This is a genomic window from Chryseobacterium sp. KMC2 (assembly GCF_016756935.1).
Taxonomy (GTDB): Bacteria; Bacteroidota; Bacteroidia; order Flavobacteriales; family Weeksellaceae; genus Chryseobacterium; species Chryseobacterium rhizosphaerae.
On the sequence record NZ_JAESIT010000007.1, the window covers coordinates 86,208 to 113,031 of the forward strand.

Below are 26,824 nucleotides of genomic sequence, written 5' to 3' on the forward strand. Positions count from 1 at the left end.
TTTACTTTTTCGCATTTTCTTTTGGCTGATAATCAGGATGGCCTAATTGCCATAACGCAAATGTGAACATATCTCCTAAATTAGCATATCGCTGTGCAATAGGAACATTACCAGAGTGCCCTCCTTTAAAATCTATTTGCAAAAGAATAGGATTATCAGAGGAGTTATCGGCCATTAATTTGGCTGCAAATTTTACAGGTTCCCATACTGCTACTCTTTGATCATTCATTCCTCCTGTTATAAATGTTGCAGGATATTTAATTCCTTTTTTAATATGATGATAGGCATCCATTTCTAATAAAGCTTTAAATTCTTTTGGATCTTTTACACTTCCAAACTCTTTTGGTTGACTGTTGATTGTTGCTTCATCTCTAAGCATATTCAGTGAACCCACTTCACCAATAACAACTTTAAAAAGATCTGGTCTCTCGGTCATTGCTCTTCCTACTGTAATTCCTCCGGCACTAGCTCCCCAAATAGCAACTTTATCTTTAGATGTATATTTTTCTTTTATCAAAAATTCTGTACAGTCTATTAAATCTCTCCAAGTGTTTGACTTAGTTTCTTTATATCCCCCCAAACGCCATTTTTCCCCCTTTTCTCCGCCCCCTCTTACATGAGCTACAGCCACCATTCCTCCTTGATTTACCCATAACAAATAAGTCCTAGCAAAGAAAGGATTAGTAGAAATCCCATAAGAACCATAACTATCAATCAATAAAGGATTTTTGCCATTTTTTTTAATATTTTTATTGTAAATCAAAGAAATCGGAATTTCTTCTCCATCTCGTGCTTTTATTTCAATCTCTTCAACAACAATATCTTTGAATTCAGGATACTCTCCTATAGGGGCTAGATTTTCAGGATTGAATGTATTAGTGTTTATATTATATTTAAAACGTTGCTCATCATTTGCCCATCCAGAACACGTTATCCAAATATCCGAGAACTTTTCTCCCTTAGATTCTAAGTCAATATTTCCTGATGGATAAGGAAGTTGAATAAGATTATCTTTCCCATCTTTATATAAATACAATTTAGCTTCTACTCCATTTTTAGTCGTCGTGTAATAAATACCATCTTTAGTGATCCTATAACTTTTAATAATTTCGTCTTTTTTTTCTGGAACTAAAATTTCAGCATTTTTAAAATTCGGATTAGTAATATTGGTCCAACATAGTTTATTAAAAGATGAATTAAAAGATGATTGAAAAAGAACCTTATCATTCCAAAAACTTAAATTCTTTGCCTTATCACTTGATTCAGAAAAAGGTTTCCAATTTTTTTTACCTGCTAATAAATCTTTTTTACTAATTATAAATGTTTTTCTATAGGATTGAAAATCCACCAGCATTCCTTTATAATACTGGGCCTTAATATCAGAGCCTAAAATCATAGGAAACTGATCTTCACTAATGTTTAAATCAGGATTATTTTTAGCAGAAAAAACATCAATTGCTTTTTTGGGATCTGTTCCTATTCTATATAAAACAGTCTTTGTATTTCTATAAAAATCTTTAGATTTTGAATCGGTTGTAGACAAAGCAACATAAAAAAAACCATTATTGTCATCTAACCACTTCACCCCATCCAAAGTAGCGGGCGCTGTGTTTGCAATAAATTCGGGATAAATTTGATTTTTTTTAACATCGATAATAATTAAGTCTGAAAGTTCTACTCCTTTCTCTGCCATTGAAACAGCAATTTTGTTACCATCCCAGCTAGGACTAATGTAATTGATTACAAAATCATGATTCACTTCTGAACTTCTATAGTTAGCAGGATCATAAAGCAATACTTCTCTTCCTTGAAATCCTTCTCGATAATATAATTTAGCTACCTTTTCATCTCCCTTTTTCTTTAAATAAAAATATTTGTTGTTATCTGTAATTTTCAAATCAGATACGGAATAACCTTGCCTCTTATCAAACTCTAGCCTTTTATCTACATAATAATTCCTTTTAGGAATGAGATTAAGAACAGAATTGGTATAATCAGTCTGTGACTTCATCCAATTCGTTGTATTAGGATTTTCTAAATCTTCTAAATTTCTGTAATCATCAACGATTTTAATTCCAAAATATTCATCAGTAACTGGTTTTGACGGAGCTAAAGTATTTTTTTGGGCATTAGTAAAAGCTGATAGTAAACAGACAATAACAAATATTCTTATTTTCATTATTATTGGAAATTACTTATTACTGGCTATTTGAAGAGGAGCAGGAAGTAGATCAATTCCCAGGTCATTAAGGCCAGCTTGGCTACCGCTACCTCCTATAATTGTTTTCATCGCATTAAGTCTCATTAGTTGTGTTTTTTCGTTATTGAATGTTTTTAAATGTCATTACAAAGAAAGTAAATATTCTAAAACCATACACAAACAGATATATAGATTTATAAATCCACATTACTTACACTAACATAAAGCCTTGATATTACTAAACTTAAAAACGGACCATAAACAATAATGATGGGCTGGATGTTTCCAAGCCTTTGAAATGTGGCTATAATTATACTGGGAAATGGGATGAGTGGAGTGAAAATCCAATTAAACAGAAAGCAATAAAATTTTACGATTTGTCAAAATTGATGAAAAAATAAAAGTTATATTTATTAAAAAAACAAGTATGAGTAAAAGAATAATTGCTGTTTCCCTGTTATTGCTCATTACCAGTTGTAAAAGTACATTGTCACCAACTGAGAAAAGAAACTTAACAAATGAAATCGATGCTATGGGAACAATTGATCAGGTAGCGGCATACATCCCCCAAGGAAAGTATGCAAATTACTCTCGTGAAAAATGGAATACATTTAAAGACAGTGTTATGGCAGATAATACAAAAAGAGCAGAGCTACTTTATAAAAAATATGGCTATTTAGGATTTGATAAGGTAGGAGAAAAAGGAGAAACACAGTTTTGGGCAATTGTCCAACACTCTGACAAATCCGTTGATTTTCAAAATAAAGTTTTAAAATCCTTAGAAAAAGAAGTTGATAAAAAAAATGCAAGCCCTGCAAATTATGCGCTTTTATATGATAGGATTAAGATTAACAACGGTGAAAAACAGCTATTTGGAACACAAGTAGATTACAAAGAAAATGGACAAGCTAAGCCTAAAATAGGGCTTATTGATACTGTTAATGTAGATAATTTGAGAAAAAAATATAGTCTTGATTCTTTAAAGAAATATCTAAACTTTATGACCGAAAGGCATTTTAATATGAATAAGAATATATTAGTAAAAGAAGGCATTACAGAACCTGTATTTTATAAATAATATATAAATCGCAAAAAAATAAATATTAAAAATAGGTTATTTTCTAATTTTCATAAAATTCACAATTGAAAAAATCCCATCATTATCTTTTTGCTTGTAGTTTGGTGAATCAAAATGCTATTTAAAAACGATTCACCGAATGGTTCACTTTCAATTGTACGTCTTTAGTCTATTTTGATAACTCTAAACAATAAAAAAACCTTAGAATAAATATTCTAAGGTTTTTTCTTGCGGAGAGAGAGGGATTCGAACCCCCGGACCTGTTACAGTCAATAGTTTTCAAGACTATCGCAATCGACCACTCTGCCATCTCTCCTTAAACTCCGATACTATCGTTGTTTTCAGTGGTGCAAATATAGAAAGTTTTTTATTCCTGGCAAAATATTTTCCAACAAAAATTAATATTTTCTTAACCTTCCTTATTTTCCTCCTATACATCAGGCTTTTCCGGTATTTTACAGCTTATTTTTCTTTTGTCTATACTTTTTCTGGATCATTAAAGATAGAAGTATTACAGCTTTACACTCATTTCCTGCACCTCTTCTGCGGATAAACCATAGATCTGAGGTGTCTTTACATCCAGCATATTGAGATAAATATATAATTCTGCACGATGATGAATTTCATGTTCTATCATTGCCCGAAGCCATTTCCACACTGAAATCTCGTGATTTGCAGGGGTTAAACATTTCCGGTTAAGGTCTTCATCAGAAAAACCATTAATAATCTCCATGGTTTGCCTGTGCATTTCATTAAAATAAGCAACAGTATTTTCATAACCATCAGCCAGCTCTTTTCCGCATCCCGGATAAGCACTTTTCCGGCCTGAGATCGTTTCTCCGTACATATAGCGCTCAATAGCCGCAATATGTCTTATTTGATCTCCTATCGTGAATTTTCCCGGTTTATAGGAAAAATTGATATGCTCCGGCGGCACTACTTCTATAATACGGAGAGTTCTTGCCCGGATTTTTTCATAATAGTCGACAAAAGATTGTACAGATTTTATTTCCATTATAGTCCGTTTTAAATGAATGGATAGATTGAAGTTTTTTAGATTTCTCTATGGTGAATATAAGAAATCTTTGGACAGAAATATCCTTACTTTTTTTGACCGTATTATTTTCAGCTTAAAAAAAATCACCAATAAGTGACCGTTAAATTTGTAAACTTAATAAACATCCTATATTTTAGTTAAAAAAAATAACAAGCATGAAAATACGGTTTCTCTTATTAATCATCCTCTACCATTCGATCCACCTTACAGCTCAAACCGCAAAAATAGATACTGAAAAACTTCTCGAATATTACGAAACACAGCGTTACGGTGATGCCGCACAATATTTACAAAGTATATATCCGGAAGATTCCCGGGACAGTAAAGCACTGACTCAAATCGGCTATTGCCACATGATGGCAGGAAAACTGCCGGAAGCAGAGAAAAGCTATCTTAAAGCGAATAGCATTCAGCCTGACCATCTTCCTATTTTATTCAGTTTGGCTCATATCAATTCCAAACGGGGTAATATTGCTAATGCAAAATCTTACCTCCAGCAGATTATTCATCTCGACAGTCTTAATTTCAGTGCCTATAAGCAACTGGCAGCTTATGAAGATGCTCCTGAAGCAAGGTTGAGCTTACTTAAAAAAGCCAATACTCTGAATACTAAAGACCCTGATGTGGCATATGATCTAGCCACGGCTTATAAAGATCTTAAACAATATCAGCGGGCTTACAATGTTTTGGAAACAGCTATTGCCTCAGATACAGAAAATTTCACGCTACAGCAAGCTCAATTACCCCTATCCAATCAGCTTGGAAAATATCGGGAAGTTATTGAGGTAGGTGAAAAGCTAGTGAAAAACCACACCGATGCTAATGTGATGAACGAAATGGGGCAAGCTTATTTTCATTTACAGGAATATCGGAAATGCATTACCGTTTATCAGGCACTGGAAGAGCTGGGTATGCAGAATGAAGGCACTTTATATTATATAGCCCTGAGCTACCGAGAACTGAAAGATTATGACAAAGCAGCAATTTATGCTCAAAAAACCATTGATGAAGCCATATCAGAGCATACTTCTCTTTATTACAGCACACTGGCAGGAATTTATGAAGCTAAAAATCAATTTAATGAAGCCTTAACAGCCTATAAAAGAGGATTAACATTTAAAGCTAACTATGGTATTTACTACCGATTGGGCCTTCTCTACGATCTCAGTCTTAAGCAGCCCAAAAATGCTATAGTCTATTATCATTTATACCTTAAAAACAAACCGGAACAGGAGAAGGAAAAAGAACAGATAACCTATGCAAAAACAAGGATTGCTGTTTTAACGGGTGTGAAATAGGAGCATTAAAACTTTTTAACCTTAAAAAACCTGTACCTCTATTCTGTACAGGTTTTTTAATTTGTTCTTATTCAGCAGATGACAGCTCAAGTTCATCGAAATCTTTAATTTCTGAAAGCCTGAGTAACTTTGGCATTGTAACGGATGTCCAGGTACTTTCAAAAACTTCATCCCCACTCTCAGCATTTTCATTGGTATTTATTTTTGTAAGCTTCTTTTTTGTAGAAAAATTAATGCTGGTGGTACTGTTGACCGTAGGACCTGTATTTGAGCTATCCTCATATCCAATCAACTCAAAATCAGAATTCTGATATCTGAAAATATACTTCCAATAGCCATATCTGCCATGAGCATAATGGATATTTAAATTTCCTTTTTCAGCATATACCATCAGCTCCGGGGCGTAATATACTCCTCCTTCTTCATTCTCTGATGAAAAGCAATTATTATTTTTTGAGGCTAATTCATACCCCTCTTTTGTTTTAAAGAGGACAATAATACCGCGGCGATTCCGATCCAGTTTTCCCCGGTGTTCATCAGTAATAATATTCTCTTTGTCAATTTTTTTTATGATGAGAATACAGTCTTCTACCCCATCTTTATTCAAATCTCCATAGGCTTTTTCAAAAACACTAAATCCTTTGGGCACAAATTCAGCAGGTTCTTTCCGGGTATCTGCAACAGGTATAGCCGGTGCCGGTTTTGTCACTGTAGCTTCCTGTTTATTTTTCCCAGGAATATTTTGTTTCTTACCAGAATCAGAACAGCCACAAATCACCATCGTTGCAATGATTAACAACCATTTATAATTAAAAAAATGAGGAATTATTGTATTCATAGTTTATGATTATCTGTTTTATTTTTTAATTTTTGCTTTGTGAATGCTTATTATGTTTTCATATGATTCAGTATCCAATTGAAGAAAAATGGAGCATCCATACTTAACAAGAGCATATTTACAATTTTTTTGCTTTTCATCCGTCGCATTTTTTGTAATTTAAACCCAATTAAATTCCTGAATCATAATGAAAATAGCCCAGAAAGACAGTATTACAGAAGAATATTATGAAGCTGTATCAGATTTACTGTATCAGCATAATCTGAAGAACACAGTTCATATTGACTCAATCAACAAGCCTTTAGAAATGATCATACAGGACAATGAAAAAATTGCCGGTGGACTGTATGGACGTTCGATCTGGGGAACGCTTGAAATACACAAACTTGCGGTTTCTGAAGATTATAAAGGTCGTGGACTGGGTAAGCAACTGATAAAAGCTGCTATAGAAGAAGGTAAAGCCAGAAAATGCGACTATATTTCATTACATACTTTTAGTTTCCAGGCGCCTGAATTTTATGAAAAACTGGGATTTGTAAGGATTGGGATTGAAACTGACTTTCCTAAAGGTTTTGAAAAGTACTACTACAGAAAAAGCTTGTTATAAATACTTTTGTGACGATAATCACAAAGTATATGCTCAACAATCCCTTAATTTTGTCTTCAGAAAAACAAATAGGTATGGACAATAAAACCAAAAATTTAGCAGAACGATTTATCCAGTATTTAAATGACGAAAATTTTGATGAAGCTGAAAACTGTCTTGACCCGGAATTTAAATTCAAAGGAGTATTGGGAAGCCGGGATAATGCTTCGGTGTACATCAAAGACATGAAGCAGATGAAGTTTAAATACGAGATTCTTCAGGCATTTACAGCCGGTGAAGATGTATGCTTCTGGTATCAGATCACTATGGGAGAAAAAACAATACTGGCATCAGGATGGTATGAGATCAAAGATGAAAAGATCCAGTCATTACAGGTTCTTTTTGATCCAAGACCATTATTAAATGATCAATAACACAATCAGATTGATCAGTGAACTGCCTTTATACAAAGCATCTATACAGCTTATAGATGTTTTTGTTGCGTCGGGAATCATCATCTATGCTTATCTTTAGCCGTCAACAAACTCCGGAAAATAAGAGAAATTGAAAATGAGACATTCCGACATTAAAGAATTGCGAAACGAACAGGATTTTAAAGATTTTTATTTGAATGATGCTCCTGTGTCATTTTGCGAAGAATGCAACAGTGTCAGCTATACCCACGGAAATGGTTTTCTGGAAATTGCCAAGCTGGAAGGTCTTAAAAAAGGGCAAAAAGCAATAGAAGGGAAACAGACCAGGCGAAAATTTTACAGCATTATCCTTCTTACCGAAGGAAAAATAGAAGAAACCATAGGGCATCAAACCTATCACTTCAAAGCAGGAACCCTATATTTTGTAAGTGAGAACCAGCTACATATTATCAATCGCTGGAGTGAAGATGTGAAAGGTGTTTTCTGTATGTTTGAGGCTGATTATTTTCTATTGTGTATCAAACATCAGATCAAACTCAATCAGTTTCCTTTTTTTCAGATGACCCGGAAACCTTTTATTGAACTTTCCGAACGTGAAACTCAAATGATGGAGCACCTGTTCTGGAAATTAAATAGTGAAAAATGTCAGAAAACAACTTTCAATGATGATCTTCTTACCAGGATGTTCCTGAATATCATCCTTCTGGAAGCAGAGCGGATTTATAATAAAAATACCGCTGAAGAACCTTTTTCATTATCAAGAAAAGACCAGTTAACAGCCCGGTTTCAGTTATTGGTGAATCAGCATTTTATAGAAAAAAAACAGGTGGCAGACTACGCTGATCTGCTGTATATACATCCCAATCATTTAAATGATACCATCAAGGAAGTCACAGGATTTCCGGCAAGCCATTTTATACAAAAACAATTGATACAGGAAGCTAAATCACGCCTTCTCCAAACCAATGCTACGGTTTCTATGATTGCCATGGATCTTAATTTTACCGACGATTCTTATTTCGGCCGTTTTTTCAAAAAACAAACTGGTGTGACCCCTCTTCAATATCGAAAAAACCACAAACATTAACACAGCTAAAAAAACTGATTCTAACCCAATTGCTGAATGAAATTACATATCTTCTGAATCTCCAAAAATATAAATCATTAGTATACAGAAAGTTCAACTGTGAAAAATTTATTTTAGATCCCAAATGACAGAACATATTGAAAAAATCCGGGCCTTAATCTCCTCTTTTGATCAGGAAACTCTTGAAGCTCTTAGCAAAATAACGGTAGTTGAACAATTTAGAAAAGGGGAAGTGCTCCTGCATCAAGGGGAAATATGCCGAAAAAGCCGTCATATTATTCATGGTGTTGCCCGAAAATTTTTCTTTTCTGATAAAAAAGAGATAACAACGGAATTTTTCTTTAAAGATGATCTGGCGGTTTCTTTTAAAAGCTATATCCATCAAAAGCCAGGTAAAGAAATTATTGAATGCCTGACAGATGTAACGGTAGAGACAGTAGATTACATTGCCTTTGAAACGGTAAAAAAACAGTTTCCGCAATTAATGGAATATGATATTTTAATAACTGAACTGTATACAATATGGCTCGAAGACAGGCTTTTTGATTTTTATGCTTTAAGTGCTAAGGAAAGATATGAAAGTATCCTGAAAAAATCACCGGAATACTTTCATCACCTGAAGCTTACCCATATCGCATCTTATCTCGGAATTTCCCTGGAAACCTTAAGCAGAATTAGGGCTAAAATCTGATACTACTCTGTAAGCTTACTACCGGTTCAGTTTATTATTTGACTTTTATCAAAGGAATGCCCGTTCATATTCATGATTTTTGCCACAAATGATCATGTAATATGAAAAAAAGAATTATCGGGTTCGATCTTGCAAGGGCTTATGCCATTTTTGGAATGTTTATCGTAAATTTCAATATGGTATTTGGAAATCATGATGATACCTCATTACCCGGGAAGCTTCTGGTGCTTTTCAGTGGACATTCAAGTACTGTTTTTGTGATACTTGCCGGTATGGGGGTTGCCCTGATGACCAACCGGATTCAGGATTATACTTATGAAGACCGGAAGAAGCTCCGCAAAACTATTCTTAAAAGAGCCCTTTTCCTCTTTGTCTTTGGAATGTTATTTTACCAATGGTGGCCTGCAGACATTCTGCATCTTTATGGAGGGTATATGAGCATAGGAGCCATGCTGATATTCATGGATAAAAAATATGATCTGATTGCCGCAGCCATAGCTATTGCTATTTTTCACCTGCTATTGTTACTCATTCCTTTTGAAACCGGATGGAATTTTGAAACATTGGAGTATACTGATTTCCGGACTGTTTCCGGTTTTTTACGAAATACCTTCTACAACGGATGGAATCCTATTTTCCCATGGTTTGCTTATTTTGCCGTTGGTCTTTACCTCGGAAGACTGGACTGGAGCCTGAAACAAACCCAACAAAAAATGTTTGGTATCGGTTTGGCGTTATACATTGGTATAGAGGGATTCCGGTATGCCAGTACTTTTATGAATCTGAGTGCCGAAACACGTGAATTCATCAATGCTGATTATATTCCTCCGGTACTGCCTTTTATTCTCAATACCATGAGTTTCGGAATGATGCTTATTGCAGGTTTCATGTTTGTAAGCCAGTATATCTCTGAAAAAACATGGGCCCAGGATCTTGCAAGAACCGGTCAGATGACACTGACTCATTACGTATCTCATCTCAGTATAGGCCTCGTATTGTTTGCCTTATTTCAGGAGAACGGCTATACAGGAATAATAACAGCCAAAAAACCACTGTCACCTGTTTACATTTTACTCTACTCTGTTATTTTCTTTGTTGTAAGTGTTTATTTCAGTAAACTTTGGGGCAGAAAATACAAGCAGGGGCCTCTGGAAATGCTCATGAGGAAAATAACCGGTTAATTCACCAGCCAGATCATCTTTGATTTGTGCCATTTTCTCCCTGATTTGTGTCAGCTGAACAGCCAGCAACTTCTCTAATTTTGTTCTTATAAATTTTATAACAATGATACAGAGAAATCAGAACGTACAGGAAATTGATTCATTAATGCTATTTCAGTTTTATGCTGAATGGTGTGCTCCGTGCAAAGTCATGATGCCGGTAGTCAATACTTTAAAAGTGAAACTGGAAGACTGGCTGAATGTGCATCAGGTAGATGTGGATCAACAGCAGGAACTTGCAGTGAAGTATGGAATCAGATCTGTCCCTACTTTTGTGGTTTTAAAAAACAACACAGAGGTTTGGCGCAGCTCAGGAGTTCTTTCGGAAGATGCTTTAGAACAGAAACTGATCAGTTTAAAATAACAAGTCAAAATGAATATGTTAATAAATGCCGTGTTACTCGGCTTAGGAGCAACTGCTTTTATGGATCTATTCGCCCTTATTATCAAAAAACTGTGGAATATTCCTTCCTTAGATTACCGGATTGTTGGGCGATGGATTGGGCATTTTAAAAATGGAATATTCAGTCATCCCAATATTATCCAGGCCTCTCCTATTCGTAATGAAAAAGCGATTGGCTGGGTGGCTCATTATTCTATAGGGATTATGTTTGCATATGTTCTTCTTTTGATCTGGGGTGAAAACTGGCTGATACAGCCTCGTCTTTTCCCAGCTATTGCTATTGGCCTTGTTACCACGTTAGCACCCTGGCTGATGATGCAGCCTGCATTTGGCTTTGGGATTGCCGCTTCCAAGCTTCCTAATCCTTCTATGGCCAGGCTACGGAGTATACAGGTACATTTAGTTTATGGAATCGGACTATATCTGTCAGGATTATTTATTTCAATCCTTTTTACATAGACTGTAAAGACATTGGTTTTATATATTTCATGAACCGGAGCCAATGCTCTGGTTCATTTTTTGTGAGTAGAAAGGAACAGAAGCTGAGATCATCATACTCCATTTTATCTTTTTATATCCAACCTACCTTTTCTCTCCATAATGTATATTCTTTCTCTCTGGCGTCCATTTCAGGAATATCTTCAGAGGCGGGAATCCGGTTGATATCTTCCAGGGATAATGGTGGCAGGCTTACTTTAATCCGTTCTTCATTGATGTTCTCTTTATTTTCTACAGGATATAGTCTTCTTTCAGGAATAAGCTGGGTTCCATATTTTTGGGGTTTACTTTGAAACACCTGAATCCGGTCGTATAAGTATGCTTTGTTTTTGGGGTTGATATCATTACTATTCTCATCCATCATGATATAGCATTCTTTCATAAATGCAGGCTCTCCTATAGAATGTTGGATAATCAGCCAGGCAGCATCACTTGCTTCTTCTCCTACTTTTGAAATCGTTGGAAAGCCAATTTCTTTAATAATTTCTCTAAGCCGCTTTGCATGGGTTTGATGAACAGCTTCCATTTCAGGGTGGTACCCTCCGGACAGTTCTCCTTTGGCCGTCAGCCTTTCCCTTACGGACAAATCATGATTGGCAAGTTCTATGAGTTCTTTTGAGAATTGATACTCCATTATTTAAAGTTTTTTGATCAGATATTTAGGTGATTCTGTATAGCCTTGCCTGTAATAAAACTGATGTGCTTTTTCTCTATTGACATTACAATGCACCTCTATTCTATCGCAGCTTTGCTCACGGGCCACTTTTTCACAGTATTCTTCCAGAAGCTTTCCGATTCCTGAACTTCTGTAGTTTTCATCTACTGAAAAATAACTGATCCTTGCAAAATCTCCCTGAAGAGCAATCTGCGGAATAATATGAACAGAAATAAAAGCAACAACCCTACCGTCTGAGTTCTCTGCAACGGCAAGATATTCGTTAGGGTCACGTAAAAGTTTTTTTATTTTTTGGGAAAGAAATTTTCCTGTATCAGGGTATCCCAACTGATCCAGCAATGCTATAACAAATTCCTGATCTTCTTCTTTCATTCTTCTGATATTCATAGCGTTATTATTTTAAAAGGAAACTCAATGGCCTGATCAAGTTACAAAATAATAGTCTACGAAACCGCTGAATCAGAATTATCTGCCCCAATTTTTTCAAGAATAAACTGAAGTCTCCGCTGTAGCGTATCTTTAGGAACCTCTATTACATGGTATCCAAATTCCAGATAAGTTTCTTTTATACAATCAAAGGTAAGTACTGCTTCTTCCGGGGTCTGCTTCCTTTCCGGATCGTTCTCATAAATCTCATGCCAGGGTGGAAGAATAAAAACATTTTTATGATAAGCCATTGCTCCGGCTTGTGTTTTCATCTCCTCCGGAACGCGAATATTTTCTGTTTTGAGATAACCGATTGTATCTAATATTCCCCGGTCAAAGAAAGCCGTTTTCAAATCAGGAATCCGGCTTATTTTCTGATAGGCTGCTACAGAAGCTTCAAACATCAGCTTTGCAAAAAGAATTTTGTTTATCCAGGGCAATCCTTCACCGTTCAGCCTAAGCTGCTCTTTAATAATTCTCCGCCCCTCTTCAGGGACGGTTATAAAACCTTTCCTGCCCAGCTCCTCAAGCAATGTGGTTTTGCCTGATCCCGGACCTCCGGTAATAACGTATAATATTGGAGTTTCTTTTTCCATTTTTATTTCATAGGGTTAATGATTGGAATACATTTCCATATGAAACGGAAATGCAGTTATGTATTATTTTTAATAATGCTTTGATAGGTATTGATCCGGTCTTCTTCCCGGTACATATTGCTTAGAACCAAAATATCATCCGTACCGTATTGTTCTGCAATATGTTCTAATTTTACTGACACCGACTGAGGCGTCTCTATTATCATCCGATCTAAGATACTGAAAAACTCTTTCTCATCCTGAGTCCCCAATACTTTTTGTTCTACCATTTCAGGCGGAAAAAGGGCCTCCGGACTGACCAGCTGTCTTGACTGTAAAAACTGATAAGCCATTCCATATGCATTACGTCTGGCTTTTTCTATAGTTTCTGCCACCGAGACAGCTACTGCCACCTGCAATGAAGAGCTGGAAGTATACTGGGTGGGATCAAATTGCTGAAGATAGGCCTCCGTATTCTCTGTTCCATTTTCACTGTTCATAAAGGCAGCAAAAGAATATCCTATTCCGTGTTTTGCGGCTTCACTGGCTGATGTTATACCGGAACCCAGCCAAAAAATTTCAGGAAGCTGCTCCAGATGGGTAGGCTGTGCAATAAGATTTTCATAAACTCCTTTTTCTTCTTTGAGAAACTGGATAATCTCCTCAAGCTTCGTTTCCATACTGGATAAAACTACAGGCTTATGATTATTTAAGGCCATTACTGCATCTTTCAGCCCTCCGGGAGCTTTTCCCAATCCGAGGATAAAGCGTCCCGGATATATACTTCCCAGCAGTTTCGTCCATTCTGCTATTTTATAAGCCGAATAGTTTCTCATCATAATTCCGGCTGTTCCTACTTTTATCCGTTTTGTTTTACTCAGGATAATAGCCGCTAAAAGTTCAGGACTTGAGCTGCCATATGCTTCTACACCGTGATGCTCAGCATACATTAGACTATGGAAGCCGGTTTCTTCAGCCATTAAGGCGAGATCAATACTGTGAGTCAATGCTGATAATGCATTACCACTCATGGAGGTAGGTGACTGATCTAATATCCCCAGTTTTAATTTCATACTCTTGAATCAGATTTTGAACTATTCATGTGAAGATAGTAAAAAAGGAAGTTTGGTGTATGTACTGAGTTTTAAAATTATGTACCGGGTATGCTGTCTTTCTCACTGAGACTCTTTTCTTCTTTAGGAGGAAAGGTTATTCCTTCCTCTTTGATAAGATCATATCCAAACATCATAATGGTTTCGATAACAGGAATCGCTTTCTTTCCTTTTTCTGTAAGGCTGTACTCTACCTTTGGAGGGACTACCGGAAATACTTCACGATGAATCATATCTTTAGCTTCCAGCTCCCGAAGCTGACTGGTCAGCATCTTATCCGTGATATGCGGAATATCTTTTTTAAGCTCACTGAAACGAAGTGGTTTTTCCTGTAACCTCCATAAAATGGGCATCTTCCAGGTTCCTCCAATGTGGCTTAATCCAAACTCGATAGGTGTATAATACAGTCTTTTATCATGAAAAAATTCTGGCATAATAATCATTTTTTACAGATCCCCTTTCATAAAGGTGAGTATAGAACTAAAAGGTAAGTATATAGTTTTCTGATAGCCCATTTTGCAAATTTGCACAAAAAAATATGAAATCAAAAAGAAATCTTTATGTGCTTGCTTTAGGCGTTTTTGGAATTACCACCACAGAATTTGGGGTCATTGGGGTATTACCGGAAATTGCTTCTGCATTTCATGTCCCGATTGACAAAGCAGGATGGCTCTTAAGTATTTTCGCGTTGATTGTTGCCCTTTTCGGGCCCTTTATGATCATTCTCTTTTCATCTTTCAAAAGAAAGAATCTACTGGTTGCTTCTCTTTGTATTTTTACCGTGGCAAATATTCTGTCAGCTTATATCACCAATTTCTATATACTATTGGCTGCCAGAATGATTCCTGCATTTTTTCACCCGGTATATTGGTCCATTTCACTATCTGTTGCTGAAAAAAATTCAACTCCAGAAAACAAATCAAAGGCGGTAAGTATTATTTTTTCCGGACTAACTCTGGCAACAGTGCTTGGAGTTCCACTAGCTACTTTAATGTCTGACTTATTTTCCTGGCAATCCTCTTTTCTTCTGACTGCTTTCATTAATATACTGGCGCTGGCAGGCGTTCAGTTATTTTTACCCTCTATCCAAAATACCGGTGAGTCACCCATCAGATTCAGCAGTACAAGAGTACAAAGTAAATGTTTATGGACCAACCTTTTTCTTGCATTTTTTACCATAACGGCAATGTATTCTACGTATGGATATATGGCTGATTTTTTAAAGAATGTGAGTCTAATGAATGGCAGACAGATCAGCATGATGCTTTTTCTGTTTGGAACTGTAGGGGTTTTTGGAAATAAAATGGCCGGAAACTATATGTCCCGGTTTCCATTTGAAACAACCTTTATTTTTTTAATCCTGTTGATCGGTATCCATTTATTGATTTGCTACTATGGAGGATTTTTCATTCCGATGATAGGGATCATCTGCTTTTGGGGGTTGATTCATTCGGGAGGCTTTCTGATCAGTAATATCAATGTCACCTCATCCACTTCCGGTTCTCCTGAACTTATCAACAGCATTTTTACGTCCTGTGGCAATTTTGCCGTAACAGCAGGAACTTTACTGGGAGGTTTCTGGATTTCCCATTATGGGATTAAAAATATTGTATGGTCAAGTGTTATATGCATAACAGGAGCACTGCTTATATTGATCTTAAAGAAAAAGTTGATTGAATAAACACGGTTTACGCCTCATTCAAAGCTTATAGTTTAAAATTTATGCATATTTAATTGGTTACAATCCTCTTCCTCATATATTCTTTCAATCTCCTGGCATTACAGGATAAAAACCTTAAACCAACAATAAGAAATGAAGTATAATTTGTAATTTGTAGGTGAATTTCAGTCTATTTAAAATATGAAGAGAATACACCACCTTAACTGTGTAAGAGTAGTTATACCCATGAATGATGATGTCATCGGACACTGCCTGCTGATAGAGGAAAATGACCAATTAGTGCTGATTGATACCGGAGTGGGTATTCAGGATGTTGAAAATCCTGATCAAAGACTTGGAAAAGACCTGATAGAGGCCGTAGGTTTTCAGCTGGACATAGAGCTTACAGCATTTCATCAAATCCAAAAACTCGGATTAAATCCGGCTCACGTAAAACACTGTATCATAAGCCATCTGGATCCGGATCACACCGGAGGGCTGGCAGATTTTCCGGATGCTGCAGTACATTGCTCAACGGAAGAGCTTATTAATTTTTATAGCGAAAATCCCCGTTATCTGCAAGGCCACCTGACTCACCATCCTGAAATCATTGAATATTCAGCCTCGAATAAACTGTGGTTTGGGTTGGAAGCAAGGAGAATCCATACAGGACTGGAGACCGAAATCCTGCTAATTCCTTTATTTGGACATACTCTTGGGCATTGTGGAGTTGCCATACACTGGGAAGGAAAATGGCTTTTATATGTAGGGGATGCTTATTATCTGAGAGAAGAATTAGAAGATAAATACCATCCTGTAAGTGAATTGACGGCTGCAAGGGCTGATGACAATGAAAAGCGTCTGGAATCGTTAGAAAAGCTAAAAGAACTGGTTAGAGAACATCCTGAAATAGAGGTTTTCGGATATCATGACCGCGAAGAGTTTTCAAAATTTACCGTAGGAAAGGGTTTAGTCTTTTGCAGACCTTAGTTTCTTTACTGTATACAACAAACCCCTGCTGTCCGCAAGGGTTTGTTTTTTTTATGTTGTATATCGGTTGGAAATATTAGTCCTTCATGATTTTATTCACCTCATCAAATTCGTTCTCAATCACTGTATCATGCTTATAGGTCAATAGAGAAACAATGATATTGGTAAGTAATGAAAGGGTAAAACCGGGAATCATTTCGTACCAGTCTTTAAACGGATGCTGAAAATAGACCCATGCCAGTACTGTTACTCCACCTACCAACATCCCGGCAAAACCTCCCTGCCAGGTTGTTTTCTTCCATAAAAGGGATAGAAGGATCAAAGGACCGAATGCGGAACCAAAACCTGCCCAGGCATTTCCTACGAGGTTCAGAATACTGTCTTTAGGGTCCAATGATAAAAGAACAGCAATAACCGCAACCAACAATACGGAAACCCTGCTGGTAATCAATAATTGTTTTGGTGTTGCTTTTTTGTTCAGAAAAGCTTTATAAATATCTTCCGTTAATGAACTGGAGGTTACCAGCAATTGCGAAGAAATAGTACTCATTACAGCGGCCAGAATAGCCGTAAGCAGGAATCCTGCAATAAATGGATGGAATAATATTCTTGAGAAATAAATGAAAATAGTCTCTGCTTCTGTCTTTGATCCATCAAATTTCATCATCGTTGCAAGATCAAACTTTTGCAGGTAAGCAATCCCAACCAATCCTATGGCTAAAGCTCCGGCTACGGTAAAGATCATCCATGTAATCCCTATTCTTCTTGCCTTGATCAAATCTTTCGGCTTATCTATCGCCATGAAACGCACCAAAATATGCGGTTGCCCACAATATCCAAGTCCCCAGGCTAATAAAGATACAATACTTATTGTGGTAGTTCCCTGAAATAAATCCAGATATTTAGGATCTTTCGCTTTAATCAGTGAAAATGTCTCCTGAAAGCTTCCGATTTCAGAAATCGCTACAATCGGTACAATAACCAGGGCCAATACCATAATCGTTCCCTGTACAAAGTCGGTAAGACTTACTGCAAGGAATCCTCCCAAAAAGGTATACAAGACAACAACTAAGCTCGTTACGAGTAGCCCTACCGTATAATCCATTCCAAAAGCCGATTCAAACAGCTTTCCTCCGGAAACCATTCCCGCTGAGGTGTAGAGTGTGAAAAATACGAGAATAAAAATAGAAGAAGTGATCTTCAGAAGATGGTTTTTATTTTTAAACCTGTTTTCAAAAAATACAGGTATTGTAATGGCATTCTGAGCTACCTCGGTATAAATCCTGAGCCTTGGTGCTACAATGATGTAGTTGAGATAAGCCCCAATCGTTAAACCTATCGCAATCCAGGAACTGGAAATTCCAGATAAATACATGGCACCGGGAACTCCCATCAGCAGCCAGCCACTCATGTCCGCAGCTCCGGCAGACAAGGCTGTAACAGCCGCCCCCATTTTTCTACCTCCAATTAAAAACTCCTCCGAATTACTTGTTGATTTTCTATAAGAATATATGCCTATACCTATCATCAATAACAGATACAACCCCACAGAAATCCCTTCATATACTTGCATATCATTTTTTTTATGAAGCCCGAAGATAGTTATTTTTTGAAAAATGGAAGGTTGGTGTCCGGAAACAGTCTATGCTGTCAATATAAAAAGCCTTGGTAAATTCACCAGGGCTTTTAGTATTTATCTCAGAAACAGGGTCGTACTATTTCAGCAGTACCTGAGCTCTTTTCAGATTGTCTGTTGCCTGCAGAATTTTATTTTTTAGAATCACATTATAATCCGGGTGCTGTGAAAGAAACTGATTAACAGTTTCTAGTGCTTTTGGATTCTGATAATTACTAAATGTTGACCGCAGCCAGTTATCCGGGAAAAAGATATCTCCTGTTTTCTGTATTTCCTGTAACAGTTCTAAGGATTTAGGCAGATACTGAATAGAAGTCTGTTGTCTCAGTGGATGGTGTAGATAGCCTAATGCAGCACCTACAGCAGATTCATTCGTTCTGTTCTGTTTTTGCGTAAGACCGTTGAAGAAATCGTCACGAACTTTTTGATCTGATGAAGCGGCTTGCATAATAATTTTAAAACGATTTATGCGGTCCGGATTTTTAATTCTGGTCAACTGTTCCTGCAGCAAATCATTATTATTGGTGTTTCGTAGTGCTAAAGAAAGGGCAAGGCTGGTAAAATCTTCATCATTAAGAGATACATCTTTCGGTGGAGTCTGGGACTTCCAGATCGTATACAGATTATCATAGGCCTGTTGAGACTGAAAAATGCCCTGATAGCCATCAAATAAAATTTTCTTGTTGTTTTTCGCCGTTTGTATCTGCAACGCTTTCCAAAGCATGTTTTCTATATTTCCTGATTCTTTCAGTCGCGTATTTTCAGGTAAGAATTCCCAATAAATGGTTGCGATATAACCGGTAATTAAACGAAGGTTCAGTTCTGTACTTTCTGTTGATAATTGTCCGGCAAAAAAGTTCAGTAAATCTTGCGGAGTCACTCCTGAACCATTCAGCATATTTTCATACAATGAGATATATGCACTGGCACGGTTGATCGGATCTTTTACTACAGAAAAGTTTTTGATGAGAGCATGATCCGTTTTGAATACTCCATACCCTATTCCTGAGGAATTCTGCAGGATAAAAAGAGGCTTTGCTTTCCCTTTTAATGCTGAAACTTCCTGTTGTTTCTTGGATAGTTTTACGTTAACCTTTTCTACCCTGTCAGTATAAAACAGACTTAACTGAAACTCCTGAGGCCATAATTTTTGGTCCTTTCCATATTCCGGACGCTGAGACAGACTAAAGTGTTCAATTGTATTATCTCTATACTTCACATCATAATCTATGACAGGTCTTCCGGGATCATTAACCCATACTTTATTCCAGCTTTGCAGATCTTCCGGTGTATGGTTGTCTAAAATAGCAATAAGATCCGGCCAGCTTGCATTATTGTAAGCATATTTTTTAAGATACTCGCTCACCCCTTTTTTGAAGTTATCCTCTCCAATCAACAATTCCAGCTGACGCATCATGATCGGCGCTTTGTTATAAATAATCGGGCCATACATCATCCCTGCATTTTGAAGATTATCCAAAACCTGTCGGATGGGATTTGCTCCCAATGTACGATCTACTCCATATGCAGCCGGGAAATGTGTTGTTAAAAACTTCAGGTCATAAACACTTTTATCCGAAGAAGCTCCGGTACTTTTATCCGCCATAAAATTGGCGAACACTTCTTTCATCCAAACATCATTAAACCAGTTCATGGTCACCATATCTCCAAACCAGAGATGAGCCACCTCGTGGGCAATGAGATTGGAACGGTTATTCAATTGATTTTGAGTAGCATTTTGATCTAAAAACAATGTGGAATTTTGAAATAAGATAGCTCCGGGGTGCTCCATTCCTCCAAACTGAAAATCAGGAACGGCAACCATTCCATGCTTTTGAAAAGGATGAGGAATATCAGTCCATTTTTCGAAGTAAGCAAGAGAGTTTCTATACAGCGAGAAAATAGAATCCATGCTGTTTTTAATTTTCACGGAATCCGTTTCACGGTATAAAAGTCTGGAGTCCTGCTGACCTATTTTTTCTGTAGAGGTCTTAAAATCTCCGGCAGCAAAAGAAAAGAGATAAGTGGGAAGTAAATCCGACTGATTAAACTCTAAGGTTTTTTGCCCTTGCAAGACAGTTGTTTCCTTAAGCTTTCCATTCGCTATGGCACTCCATTTTTCAGGGATGGTTAAGGTCAAAGAATAATTAGCTTTCAAGTTAGGCTGGTCAAAACACGGAAACATTGTCCGCGCACGGTCCGGTACAAATAAAGCATATAAGTAGCCATCACGCCTGTTCAAAGCTCCATTACCGGCAAGAAAAGTGAAATGAATCTGATTCATTCCTGATTTCAGGTATTTTGCGTCAATGATTACATGTTCGTTTTCCAGAGCAGGTTTTGTCATCTGCCCATTCACAGACACTGATATCAGTGAAGAAGCTTCTTCTTTAAAATCGATCTGCAGTGGGGCTTCATTTTGTTTTTTATAGTTAAAACGAAGAACTTCTGTCCCCGAAATCCTCTCCGATTTGCTTTCAGGAATCTTCAGACTGAGCTCATATTTGATTTCATTTATTGTATTTTTTCTCAACTGAGCCAATTCATATGAAACACCGGATTCAATCTTCGGTAAAGATGTTACCTGTGTATGATAACTACTGCTAAAAATAACAAAACATAATGCTAGTACCCCTTTTTTCATAATTCAAATATAAGAATTGAAATTGTGATGGAAAATAGAAACATCCACCAGAATTTTACTGTAAAACAAAATCTTCACGGCTATGAAAGTTTTGTTTTTTATTTTGGGTACCAGTTGCAGGCTTGCTCAGGCAAAAGGAAACTTTGTTATTATTTTTTATTTACAATCTTCTCCCCAACAACGACTGCTTATTCTTAGTAGTTTCATTATACGCTTTGTTAATGCTTCATCATAGGCGTACTTTCCAATTCCTACCCGATAAACAACTCCGTTTCTAACTGTAAAAATGGCTTGAATTTTTCTATCATTTAAATATATATCTATATATCCATAACTGTATGCAATTCTTACGTCTTTTCCTTCCGGAAAATTATTAATTCTGCTACATATAAACGTTATATCTTTCTTATCCTTCACATCCAGATAATCTATCCCTCCGTTTTTATCATACCATCTATTTTCAATCTGAATAGCATCAGTCTTACATTCAGAGGATGTATTCTTACAACCAATGAAAATAAGGAATACCAAAAGCACTAACGCAAAAAAACTATTTCTTTTTTTCATCTTTAGATTTAATAATGTCAGCCATCTTTCCCGCTGGAGCGAGCTTCCAGCTCATATTAATCATGACATTTGTTTATAAATTTACAGCTATTTCCAATATCTCCTGATCAACGTCACAATAATTCCTAGTACGACTTTTCTTTCATAAATTTTATATTTTATACTTATTCACTTTTTAAAATATAAGTATCAACTTCAATTTCTGCATTTAATTCATTTACCATATTTAAAAAAGATTTATTAAAATATAATACTATACCTTGTTCTTCTATTATTTCCAACACAATATCAAATTTTATTGTAAGATGATTTATTTCATTTATATAATTATCCACAAGTGACATCTTCTCTTTAAAAACAGCAACAAGTTTATCTGAAACTTCCTCAAAATATACCGTACCAGAATGTACTGAATATTCCCATGCTGATTCCTCTCTCTTTTTATTTTTTTTATTATTTGGGATCAATTCTCCTTCCATCCATGTATTGGTAGGAACAATTCCTAATAATAGTGTAAAATCGTTTGGATCAAAAGAACATCCAAATATTGAAAAAGTTATCTTGATATTAGTATTGTAATCCATAATTTATTTGTCAGTTATATATTCACCCGTATGTATTGGTTCCCCAATGGAGCTAGCTTCCAGCTCATGTTAATCAGACATTTGTTTATAAATTTACAGCTATTTCCAATATTTTCTGATCAACGTCACAATAATTCCTATTGCTACTATATTTACATTCCCATGGTTCTATCACAAAACTGCTTACAACAGGATTTTGATGGATATAATTTAGCTTTTGTTCATATTCTAAAATAGGAAAAATGATCATAATAGTACTGTAAAGCCAAAACCCTTGCAATGCAAGTGATTTGATTTTTATTCTAAGCACGAGCAAGATGCTCGCACCAGCGAGGGGCTGATTTCCTACATAATAATGCTTAGTATAAGACAGCCCATATTTCTGGGTCTAGGTGTTGAAGATCAATCTTGCCACAGCCATTCCGTTAGGGAAAAAAACAAAGCCAACTCATAAAAGTTAGCTTTGCTTAATGTTATCTGCTCAAGGTTATAAACTTTTCGCAGTTGGTTTCATTCTGGGCACGAGTTATAAGCTCGTGCTAGCGAAGAGGAATACTAGAAAAACTTACATTACTTATTTTTCAAGTTTATCAATAAATTCTTCTTCAAACAGTTTTAATTCTTTACGATAATCATCTCTATTAGCATGAAATATTCTTAAACTCTTCGATTTAGAATCGGAAATATCTATCAGTAAAAGCCAATGTTCATTATACTTTTCTACATCAACTTTATGCTTATATTCATTGTCAGAATTTGTTATAAAGAAAAACTTAAATGAATCCTTTCCTAAAGCTATGTATCTGGATATGCTCCAAAAAGTTAGACACTTTTTAGGGCATGTCCAATTTGCAGTGGTTTTACTTTTACCTGCTCAAAGTCACAGACTTTGCACAGCGGAGGAGGTTTTTGTTTATTTATTCTAGAATCTTTTGATAACAATTTTCCCCTTCGTGATATCCAAAACAAAGAACAATATTTTTATTCTTTTTTTCAAAAAAAGTTGTGTAAGTCATATCGACATCATTAACATCTTCGGGAAAAGCAATTAAATCTTTATCTAAATTCAAATAAAAATCAGAAAACTTTATTGAAGAACCATCTAATTTGTATTTAGAATTGTAATTCAACAATTTCTTCCCTTTTATATTGTAAATTACCCTGTTATAAACCCCATCCTTGTTAATTGTTAGAGTGTCATATGTATTCTTGTATGATATGGGTGAATATTTTCCATATATCTCTTCATTACTAATATTTTGGCACGAAAATAAAAAAGGTAATAAAATTAAACTTATACTTTTTTTCATATTTATTAAATTTAAGATGTTCGATTTAAAATCTAGGTCTTGTTAATATAGATGGTGGTGTTATAGCTTGTTTAAAAACGTTCTTTAAGGTTGGGTTAATTACTTTTTTTTGAACTTCTGAATTGCTTTCAGTCCATATATAAGTCTGATATGTATTTCCAAAACTATTTACTTTCCCTTCAGTTCTTTCAAAGTTATTTACTGGTAATCTATAAAACAATGACTCTTGTGACTTAGAATCGGGCATGTCCAATTTGCAGTGGTTTTACTTTTACCTGCTCAAAGTCACAGACTTTGCGCAGCGGAGAGCGAGCTTCCAGCTCATGCTAATCAGACATTTGTTTATAAATTTACAGCTATTTCAAATATTTTCTGATCAACGTCACAATAATTCCTATTGCTACTATATTTACATTCTCAGGATGCTATACTGAATCATATTTATTGGCTGTTGATAAATATGATTTAGCAGCTGTTCATTTTCTAAAAAAACTCAACCAAAATATCAAAACAAGCTAAAATTACCAAAGCAAAAAACACCCAATTCTCCTTTTATTTATATTAGTTCCAAATAAATTAAATTCATTATATCCATTGTCATAAATATTTAATAATTTAGCCTAATATTTTAAACAAATGGGACTATTCCTTAAACCAATTGATGTAGTAGATGACATTTCACAAGAAGATTTCCGTGAGAAGTATCTAAAGCCATGTAAGCCAGTGGTAATCAAGAATATGGCTAAAAAGTGGCCTGCCTATCAAAAATGGACAATGGAGTACATGAAAGAGGTCGTAGGTGATGTGACTGTCCCTTTATATGACAGTGCTAAAGCTGATCCTGCAGCCCCCATCAACACCCCTACTACCAAAATGAAATTCGCAGACTATATTGATTTGATTCAACGGGAGCCTACCGATCTGAGAATTTTCTTTTTTGACCCTATTAAATTTGCACCCAAATTACTGGATGATTATATCCCACCCAAAAATCTGATGGGAGGATTTTTGGACAAATATCCAAGTATGTTCTTTGGAGGAAAAGGTTCTGTAACCTTCCTTCATTATGATATAGACATGCCTCATATTTTCCATACTCATTTTAACGGAAGAAAGCATGTTCTTCTTTTTGAATACAAATGGAAGACCCGTTTGTATAAGCTCCCTTATGCAACATATGCTCTGGAAGATTATGATATTGCCAATCCTGATTTTGAAAAATTTCCGGCACTGGATGGGATTGAAGGAATTGAATGTTATCTGGAACATGGAGACACTTTATTCATGCCTACCGGTTGGTGGCACTGGATGAAATACCTGGATGGGTCTTTCTCTATCTCTCTTCGTGCATGGGACAAAAGCTGGGCTGTGAAGGCACATTCTCTTTGGAATCTGACCGTTCAGCGAAACTTTGATAATTTCATGAAGGGACGCTATAAAAAGAGATATATGGACTGGAAAGAAAGAAAGGCTGTGGAGAGAGCTCATATAGCCCTAAAAAAAGGACTGCCAAAATAAGTAATAAACTCATTAAAAAACAGGTTGAAAGAAGCTTCTTTCAGCCTGTTTTTGTATTATAACTGAAAATCTCTTTACTCTTTACTCTTTACTCTTTACTCTTTATTCTTTATTCTTTATTCTTTATTCTTTATTCTTTATTCTTTAATACACAATTTCATGTTTATCCATCATATCAATTAAAATTTTATTTAAATTGCATAGACAAACTATTTCCTCATTCTTTATTTGGTCTATATGTTTGAAAAACTCATTGATAGCTTCGAGAAACTCTGTCTCCAGATTATTATCGAGATACTATTGGTTCCGGTAACTATTTTTAAATTGTTTCAGGAGCCTAGGCGTTGCTATGATTTTTCTGTACATGAAATGGAAAAAGAAGAAACGGAACGCTTCCAGGATTATTTATCGCCAATCAAACTTTCGGTATATACCTCTGTCATTATTTCTGTATTGCTGATGGATTATGGTGGTGAACAAAGTTTTATTTCCAAGATCAAAGGATTAAGTATGGTGGAAAAAGCCTTATTTATATTCCTGATCAATAATTTTACAGCGGTATTATTCAGTGTGATATTATTATGGTATAAAAAAGAAAAGGTAAATACATCTACTTTTCGTACGTTACTTTTTTCGTTCATCTACACAACTGTTTATACCTCTACTCCATTCTTTTTACTCATTCTTTCGGCTATGTTTCTTGGGCAGACGGTTAATGTACAGGCCTACCTGGGCCATCTTGAAAAACTGGAAACCTATGGAGCCAGGGATTATGCATTTTTTATTGTTTTCTTAGTATTTACCATTATAGGACTTATCGGTCTTTTTAAACTGTTCAAAGCCCTGCATTATATCCTGAAAGAAAACTTCCGTTATCATCCGTATATAGTATGGATCTTTACTTTACTGTTTTTTATTATTCAGCTTTATTATGCAAGAGGATTTATTTAAAAATTAATTAAAGTAGATTCTCTCCCTTTATCTAGATCAGCACTTAATTCGTCTGGGGTTTACTTTTTGTGTGCAACAGCAGTACCTTCCGTTCAAAAAAGCATGTAAGATATCAAACACACCAGTCTGTCCATATTTTCTTTACATTTGCAGGAAAGCCACAATCAATGTCCAGACCTCGCGAAAGAATCGTAAGTACAGCTATGGTCCTTTTTCATCAACAAGGCTATAACAGTACCGGTATCAATCAGATTATTGAAGAAGCAAGTGTATCCAAAGCAAGCTTCTACCAACATTTTAAGTCTAAAGACGATCTATGCATCGAATTTTTTAATAAAAGATTTGACTATTGGGTCTCCGAGTTGGAAAACTTTATATCTGATGCACAGACCATGGAAGAAAAATTCATGAAATCATTTGATTTTTTGATCTATATGAATGAGAAAGAAGATTTCAGGGGATGTAGTTTCTTAAATATTATGTCTGAAATACCGGTTGATAAGACAGAAATTCATCATGTAATCCGGGATCACAAGGGTAAATTGAGAGATTCCTTCAATAAGGACCTTAAGAATGATATTTTATCAGCCCATATTTACCTTCTTTTCGAAAGCTCAATACTTACCAGCCAGCTCTATAGATCAAACGAATTAATAGAAAAATCCAAACTCATCCTAAAAGATTTGCTTCAGTCTTCCATTTTAAAATAAGGAAACAACATAGTATGCATTATAGATTTTGACTAAAGCCAGTGGAATATTTTATACCGAGAGCGGACTAAAGTC

Annotated in this window: 27 protein-coding genes and 1 tRNA gene; 14 read left to right on the forward strand and 14 right to left on the reverse strand. The window is 35.7% G+C overall.

The annotated features are described in order from the left end of the window. Position 1: 1 nt before the first annotated feature. Positions 2–2,179, reverse strand: coding sequence for a prolyl oligopeptidase family serine peptidase (locus tag JML65_RS10030; RefSeq protein WP_202270762.1), 2,178 nt, complete (start codon positions 2,177–2,179; stop codon positions 2–4). A gap of 448 nt (positions 2,180–2,627) precedes the next feature. On the opposite strand from JML65_RS10030, the gene JML65_RS10035 reads away from it, so the two are divergent. After that, entirely contained in the window at positions 2,628–3,278 is a 651-nt protein-coding gene (locus tag JML65_RS10035) for a DUF6624 domain-containing protein (protein ID WP_202270763.1), read from the forward strand. A gap of 231 nt (positions 3,279–3,509) precedes the next feature. On the opposite strand, the gene JML65_RS10040 is transcribed toward JML65_RS10035, so the two are convergent. After that, a tRNA-Ser gene (locus JML65_RS10040) sits at positions 3,510–3,594 on the reverse strand. A gap of 195 nt (positions 3,595–3,789) precedes the next feature. Next, complete coding sequence (locus JML65_RS10045) at positions 3,790–4,293, reverse strand: DinB family protein (protein WP_047496242.1); 504 nt, start codon at positions 4,291–4,293, stop codon at positions 3,790–3,792. A 197-nt stretch (positions 4,294–4,490) separates the two neighbouring features. Between JML65_RS10045 and JML65_RS10050 the strand changes: the two genes are divergently transcribed. After that, positions 4,491–5,633: a tetratricopeptide repeat protein gene (locus JML65_RS10050; RefSeq protein ID WP_202270764.1), complete on the forward strand. Its 1,143-nt coding sequence runs from the start codon at positions 4,491–4,493 to the stop codon at positions 5,631–5,633. A 67-nt stretch (positions 5,634–5,700) separates the two neighbouring features. On the opposite strand, the gene JML65_RS10055 is transcribed toward JML65_RS10050, so the two are convergent. After that, a complete protein-coding gene (locus JML65_RS10055) occupies positions 5,701–6,471 on the reverse strand; it encodes a hypothetical protein (RefSeq protein ID WP_202270765.1) in 771 nt (256 codons plus the stop codon). Between the two features lie 187 nt (positions 6,472–6,658). Between JML65_RS10055 and JML65_RS10060 the strand changes: the two genes are divergently transcribed. The 7 genes from JML65_RS10060 to JML65_RS10090 all read left to right on the forward strand — a co-directional run bounded on the left by JML65_RS10060 (position 6,659) and on the right by JML65_RS10090 (position 11,351). Continuing rightward, a complete protein-coding gene (locus tag JML65_RS10060) occupies positions 6,659–7,078 on the forward strand; it encodes a GNAT family N-acetyltransferase (protein ID WP_084084616.1) in 420 nt (139 codons plus the stop codon). A gap of 74 nt (positions 7,079–7,152) precedes the next feature. Continuing rightward, positions 7,153–7,491, forward strand: coding sequence for a nuclear transport factor 2 family protein (locus tag JML65_RS10065; protein ID WP_202270766.1), 339 nt, complete (start codon positions 7,153–7,155; stop codon positions 7,489–7,491). A 136-nt stretch (positions 7,492–7,627) separates the two neighbouring features. Beyond that, complete coding sequence (locus JML65_RS10070; protein ID WP_202270767.1) at positions 7,628–8,578, forward strand: helix-turn-helix domain-containing protein; 951 nt, start codon at positions 7,628–7,630, stop codon at positions 8,576–8,578. Positions 8,579–8,702: 124 nt separating this feature from the next. Beyond that, the gene (locus JML65_RS10075) at positions 8,703–9,269 is read left to right on the forward strand and encodes a Crp/Fnr family transcriptional regulator (protein WP_115920005.1); all 567 of its coding nucleotides are present in this window, start codon (positions 8,703–8,705) and stop codon (positions 9,267–9,269) included. A 101-nt stretch (positions 9,270–9,370) separates the two neighbouring features. Next, entirely contained in the window at positions 9,371–10,450 is a 1,080-nt protein-coding gene (locus tag JML65_RS10080) for a DUF418 domain-containing protein (protein WP_202270768.1), read from the forward strand. A gap of 103 nt (positions 10,451–10,553) precedes the next feature. Next, positions 10,554–10,853 carry a thioredoxin family protein gene (locus JML65_RS10085; RefSeq protein WP_052188805.1) on the forward strand — a complete coding sequence of 100 codons (300 nt, stop codon included), beginning with the start codon at positions 10,554–10,556 and terminating at the stop codon, positions 10,851–10,853. Between the two features lie 9 nt (positions 10,854–10,862). After that, a complete protein-coding gene (locus JML65_RS10090) occupies positions 10,863–11,351 on the forward strand; it encodes a DUF2938 domain-containing protein (RefSeq protein ID WP_047496259.1) in 489 nt (162 codons plus the stop codon). A 112-nt stretch (positions 11,352–11,463) separates the two neighbouring features. On the opposite strand, the gene JML65_RS10095 is transcribed toward JML65_RS10090, so the two are convergent. The 5 genes from JML65_RS10095 to JML65_RS10115 form a co-directional block, all read right to left on the reverse strand. Next, complete coding sequence (locus tag JML65_RS10095; protein WP_202270769.1) at positions 11,464–12,024, reverse strand: DUF6624 domain-containing protein; 561 nt, start codon at positions 12,022–12,024, stop codon at positions 11,464–11,466. A 3-nt stretch (positions 12,025–12,027) separates the two neighbouring features. Next, positions 12,028–12,453 (reverse strand): GNAT family N-acetyltransferase, encoded by a 426-nt coding sequence (locus tag JML65_RS10100; RefSeq protein ID WP_047496265.1) that lies wholly within the window; start codon positions 12,451–12,453, stop codon positions 12,028–12,030. A 56-nt stretch (positions 12,454–12,509) separates the two neighbouring features. Then, on the reverse strand, positions 12,510–13,088 hold the full coding sequence (locus tag JML65_RS10105; RefSeq protein ID WP_202270770.1) for an AAA family ATPase: 579 nt from the start codon (positions 13,086–13,088) through the stop codon (positions 12,510–12,512). Positions 13,089–13,144: 56 nt separating this feature from the next. Continuing rightward, the gene (locus JML65_RS10110; protein ID WP_202270771.1) at positions 13,145–14,140 is read right to left on the reverse strand and encodes an MsnO8 family LLM class oxidoreductase; all 996 of its coding nucleotides are present in this window, start codon (positions 14,138–14,140) and stop codon (positions 13,145–13,147) included. A gap of 77 nt (positions 14,141–14,217) precedes the next feature. Then, positions 14,218–14,613, reverse strand: a complete 396-nt coding sequence (locus JML65_RS10115) for a winged helix-turn-helix transcriptional regulator (RefSeq protein ID WP_047496274.1) — start codon at positions 14,611–14,613, stop codon at positions 14,218–14,220. A 104-nt stretch (positions 14,614–14,717) separates the two neighbouring features. On the opposite strand from JML65_RS10115, the gene JML65_RS10120 reads away from it, so the two are divergent. Together JML65_RS10120 and JML65_RS10125 are read left to right on the forward strand one after the other, a co-directional pair. Next, a complete protein-coding gene (locus tag JML65_RS10120; RefSeq protein ID WP_202270772.1) occupies positions 14,718–15,860 on the forward strand; it encodes an MFS transporter in 1,143 nt (380 codons plus the stop codon). 180 nt (positions 15,861–16,040) lie between these two features. Next, positions 16,041–16,829 carry an MBL fold metallo-hydrolase gene (locus JML65_RS10125; protein ID WP_202270773.1) on the forward strand — a complete coding sequence of 263 codons (789 nt, stop codon included), beginning with the start codon at positions 16,041–16,043 and terminating at the stop codon, positions 16,827–16,829. A 76-nt stretch (positions 16,830–16,905) separates the two neighbouring features. Here JML65_RS10125 and putP read toward each other — a convergent pair whose 3' ends face one another. The 5 genes from putP to JML65_RS10150 all read right to left on the reverse strand — a co-directional run bounded on the left by putP (position 16,906) and on the right by JML65_RS10150 (position 23,570). Then, positions 16,906–18,402, reverse strand: coding sequence for a sodium/proline symporter PutP (putP, locus tag JML65_RS10130; RefSeq protein WP_084084638.1), 1,497 nt, complete (start codon positions 18,400–18,402; stop codon positions 16,906–16,908). Positions 18,403–18,544: 142 nt separating this feature from the next. After that, on the reverse strand, positions 18,545–21,109 hold the full coding sequence (locus tag JML65_RS10135) for a M1 family aminopeptidase (protein ID WP_202270774.1): 2,565 nt from the start codon (positions 21,107–21,109) through the stop codon (positions 18,545–18,547). Between the two features lie 156 nt (positions 21,110–21,265). After that, on the reverse strand, positions 21,266–21,676 hold the full coding sequence (locus JML65_RS10140; protein ID WP_202270775.1) for a hypothetical protein: 411 nt from the start codon (positions 21,674–21,676) through the stop codon (positions 21,266–21,268). Positions 21,677–21,840: 164 nt separating this feature from the next. Then, positions 21,841–22,260, reverse strand: a complete 420-nt coding sequence (locus JML65_RS10145; protein ID WP_202270776.1) for a DUF4279 domain-containing protein — start codon at positions 22,258–22,260, stop codon at positions 21,841–21,843. 917 nt (positions 22,261–23,177) lie between these two features. Further along, a complete protein-coding gene (locus JML65_RS10150) occupies positions 23,178–23,570 on the reverse strand; it encodes a hypothetical protein (protein ID WP_047495230.1) in 393 nt (130 codons plus the stop codon). Positions 23,571–24,206: 636 nt separating this feature from the next. Here JML65_RS10150 and JML65_RS10155 point away from each other — a divergent pair. From JML65_RS10155 to JML65_RS10165, 3 genes are all read left to right on the forward strand, one after another. After that, a complete protein-coding gene (locus JML65_RS10155; protein ID WP_047490536.1) occupies positions 24,207–25,088 on the forward strand; it encodes a cupin-like domain-containing protein in 882 nt (293 codons plus the stop codon). Positions 25,089–25,325: 237 nt separating this feature from the next. After that, positions 25,326–26,039 carry a hypothetical protein gene (locus JML65_RS10160; RefSeq protein ID WP_202270777.1) on the forward strand — a complete coding sequence of 238 codons (714 nt, stop codon included), beginning with the start codon at positions 25,326–25,328 and terminating at the stop codon, positions 26,037–26,039. 167 nt (positions 26,040–26,206) lie between these two features. Beyond that, the gene (locus tag JML65_RS10165) at positions 26,207–26,749 is read left to right on the forward strand and encodes a TetR/AcrR family transcriptional regulator (protein WP_202270778.1); all 543 of its coding nucleotides are present in this window, start codon (positions 26,207–26,209) and stop codon (positions 26,747–26,749) included. Positions 26,750–26,824: the final 75 nt, after the last annotated feature.

Coding starts and splice junctions, on each gene's coding strand:
- JML65_RS10030 (WP_202270762.1), bottom strand. CDS start 2,179: ATGAAAATAAGAATATTTGTTATTGTCTGTTTACTATCAGCTTTTACT.
- JML65_RS10035 (WP_202270763.1), top strand. CDS start 2,628: ATGAGTAAAAGAATAATTGCTGTTTCCCTGTTATTGCTCATTACCAGT.
- JML65_RS10045 (WP_047496242.1), bottom strand. CDS start 4,293: ATGGAAATAAAATCTGTACAATCTTTTGTCGACTATTATGAAAAAATC.
- JML65_RS10050 (WP_202270764.1), top strand. CDS start 4,491: ATGAAAATACGGTTTCTCTTATTAATCATCCTCTACCATTCGATCCAC.
- JML65_RS10055 (WP_202270765.1), bottom strand. CDS start 6,471: ATGAATACAATAATTCCTCATTTTTTTAATTATAAATGGTTGTTAATC.
- JML65_RS10060 (WP_084084616.1), top strand. CDS start 6,659: ATGAAAATAGCCCAGAAAGACAGTATTACAGAAGAATATTATGAAGCT.
- JML65_RS10065 (WP_202270766.1), top strand. CDS start 7,153: ATGGACAATAAAACCAAAAATTTAGCAGAACGATTTATCCAGTATTTA.
- JML65_RS10070 (WP_202270767.1), top strand. CDS start 7,628: ATGAGACATTCCGACATTAAAGAATTGCGAAACGAACAGGATTTTAAA.
- JML65_RS10075 (WP_115920005.1), top strand. CDS start 8,703: ATGACAGAACATATTGAAAAAATCCGGGCCTTAATCTCCTCTTTTGAT.
- JML65_RS10080 (WP_202270768.1), top strand. CDS start 9,371: ATGAAAAAAAGAATTATCGGGTTCGATCTTGCAAGGGCTTATGCCATT.
- JML65_RS10085 (WP_052188805.1), top strand. CDS start 10,554: ATGATACAGAGAAATCAGAACGTACAGGAAATTGATTCATTAATGCTA.
- JML65_RS10090 (WP_047496259.1), top strand. CDS start 10,863: ATGAATATGTTAATAAATGCCGTGTTACTCGGCTTAGGAGCAACTGCT.
- JML65_RS10095 (WP_202270769.1), bottom strand. CDS start 12,024: ATGGAGTATCAATTCTCAAAAGAACTCATAGAACTTGCCAATCATGAT.
- JML65_RS10100 (WP_047496265.1), bottom strand. CDS start 12,453: ATGAATATCAGAAGAATGAAAGAAGAAGATCAGGAATTTGTTATAGCA.
- JML65_RS10105 (WP_202270770.1), bottom strand. CDS start 13,088: ATGGAAAAAGAAACTCCAATATTATACGTTATTACCGGAGGTCCGGGA.
- JML65_RS10110 (WP_202270771.1), bottom strand. CDS start 14,140: ATGAAATTAAAACTGGGGATATTAGATCAGTCACCTACCTCCATGAGT.
- JML65_RS10115 (WP_047496274.1), bottom strand. CDS start 14,613: ATGCCAGAATTTTTTCATGATAAAAGACTGTATTATACACCTATCGAG.
- JML65_RS10120 (WP_202270772.1), top strand. CDS start 14,718: ATGAAATCAAAAAGAAATCTTTATGTGCTTGCTTTAGGCGTTTTTGGA.
- JML65_RS10125 (WP_202270773.1), top strand. CDS start 16,041: ATGAAGAGAATACACCACCTTAACTGTGTAAGAGTAGTTATACCCATG.
- putP (WP_084084638.1), bottom strand. CDS start 18,402: ATGCAAGTATATGAAGGGATTTCTGTGGGGTTGTATCTGTTATTGATG.
- JML65_RS10135 (WP_202270774.1), bottom strand. CDS start 21,109: ATGAAAAAAGGGGTACTAGCATTATGTTTTGTTATTTTTAGCAGTAGT.
- JML65_RS10140 (WP_202270775.1), bottom strand. CDS start 21,676: ATGAAAAAAAGAAATAGTTTTTTTGCGTTAGTGCTTTTGGTATTCCTT.
- JML65_RS10145 (WP_202270776.1), bottom strand. CDS start 22,260: ATGGATTACAATACTAATATCAAGATAACTTTTTCAATATTTGGATGT.
- JML65_RS10150 (WP_047495230.1), bottom strand. CDS start 23,570: ATGAAAAAAAGTATAAGTTTAATTTTATTACCTTTTTTATTTTCGTGC.
- JML65_RS10155 (WP_047490536.1), top strand. CDS start 24,207: ATGGGACTATTCCTTAAACCAATTGATGTAGTAGATGACATTTCACAA.
- JML65_RS10160 (WP_202270777.1), top strand. CDS start 25,326: ATGTTTGAAAAACTCATTGATAGCTTCGAGAAACTCTGTCTCCAGATT.
- JML65_RS10165 (WP_202270778.1), top strand. CDS start 26,207: ATGTCCAGACCTCGCGAAAGAATCGTAAGTACAGCTATGGTCCTTTTT.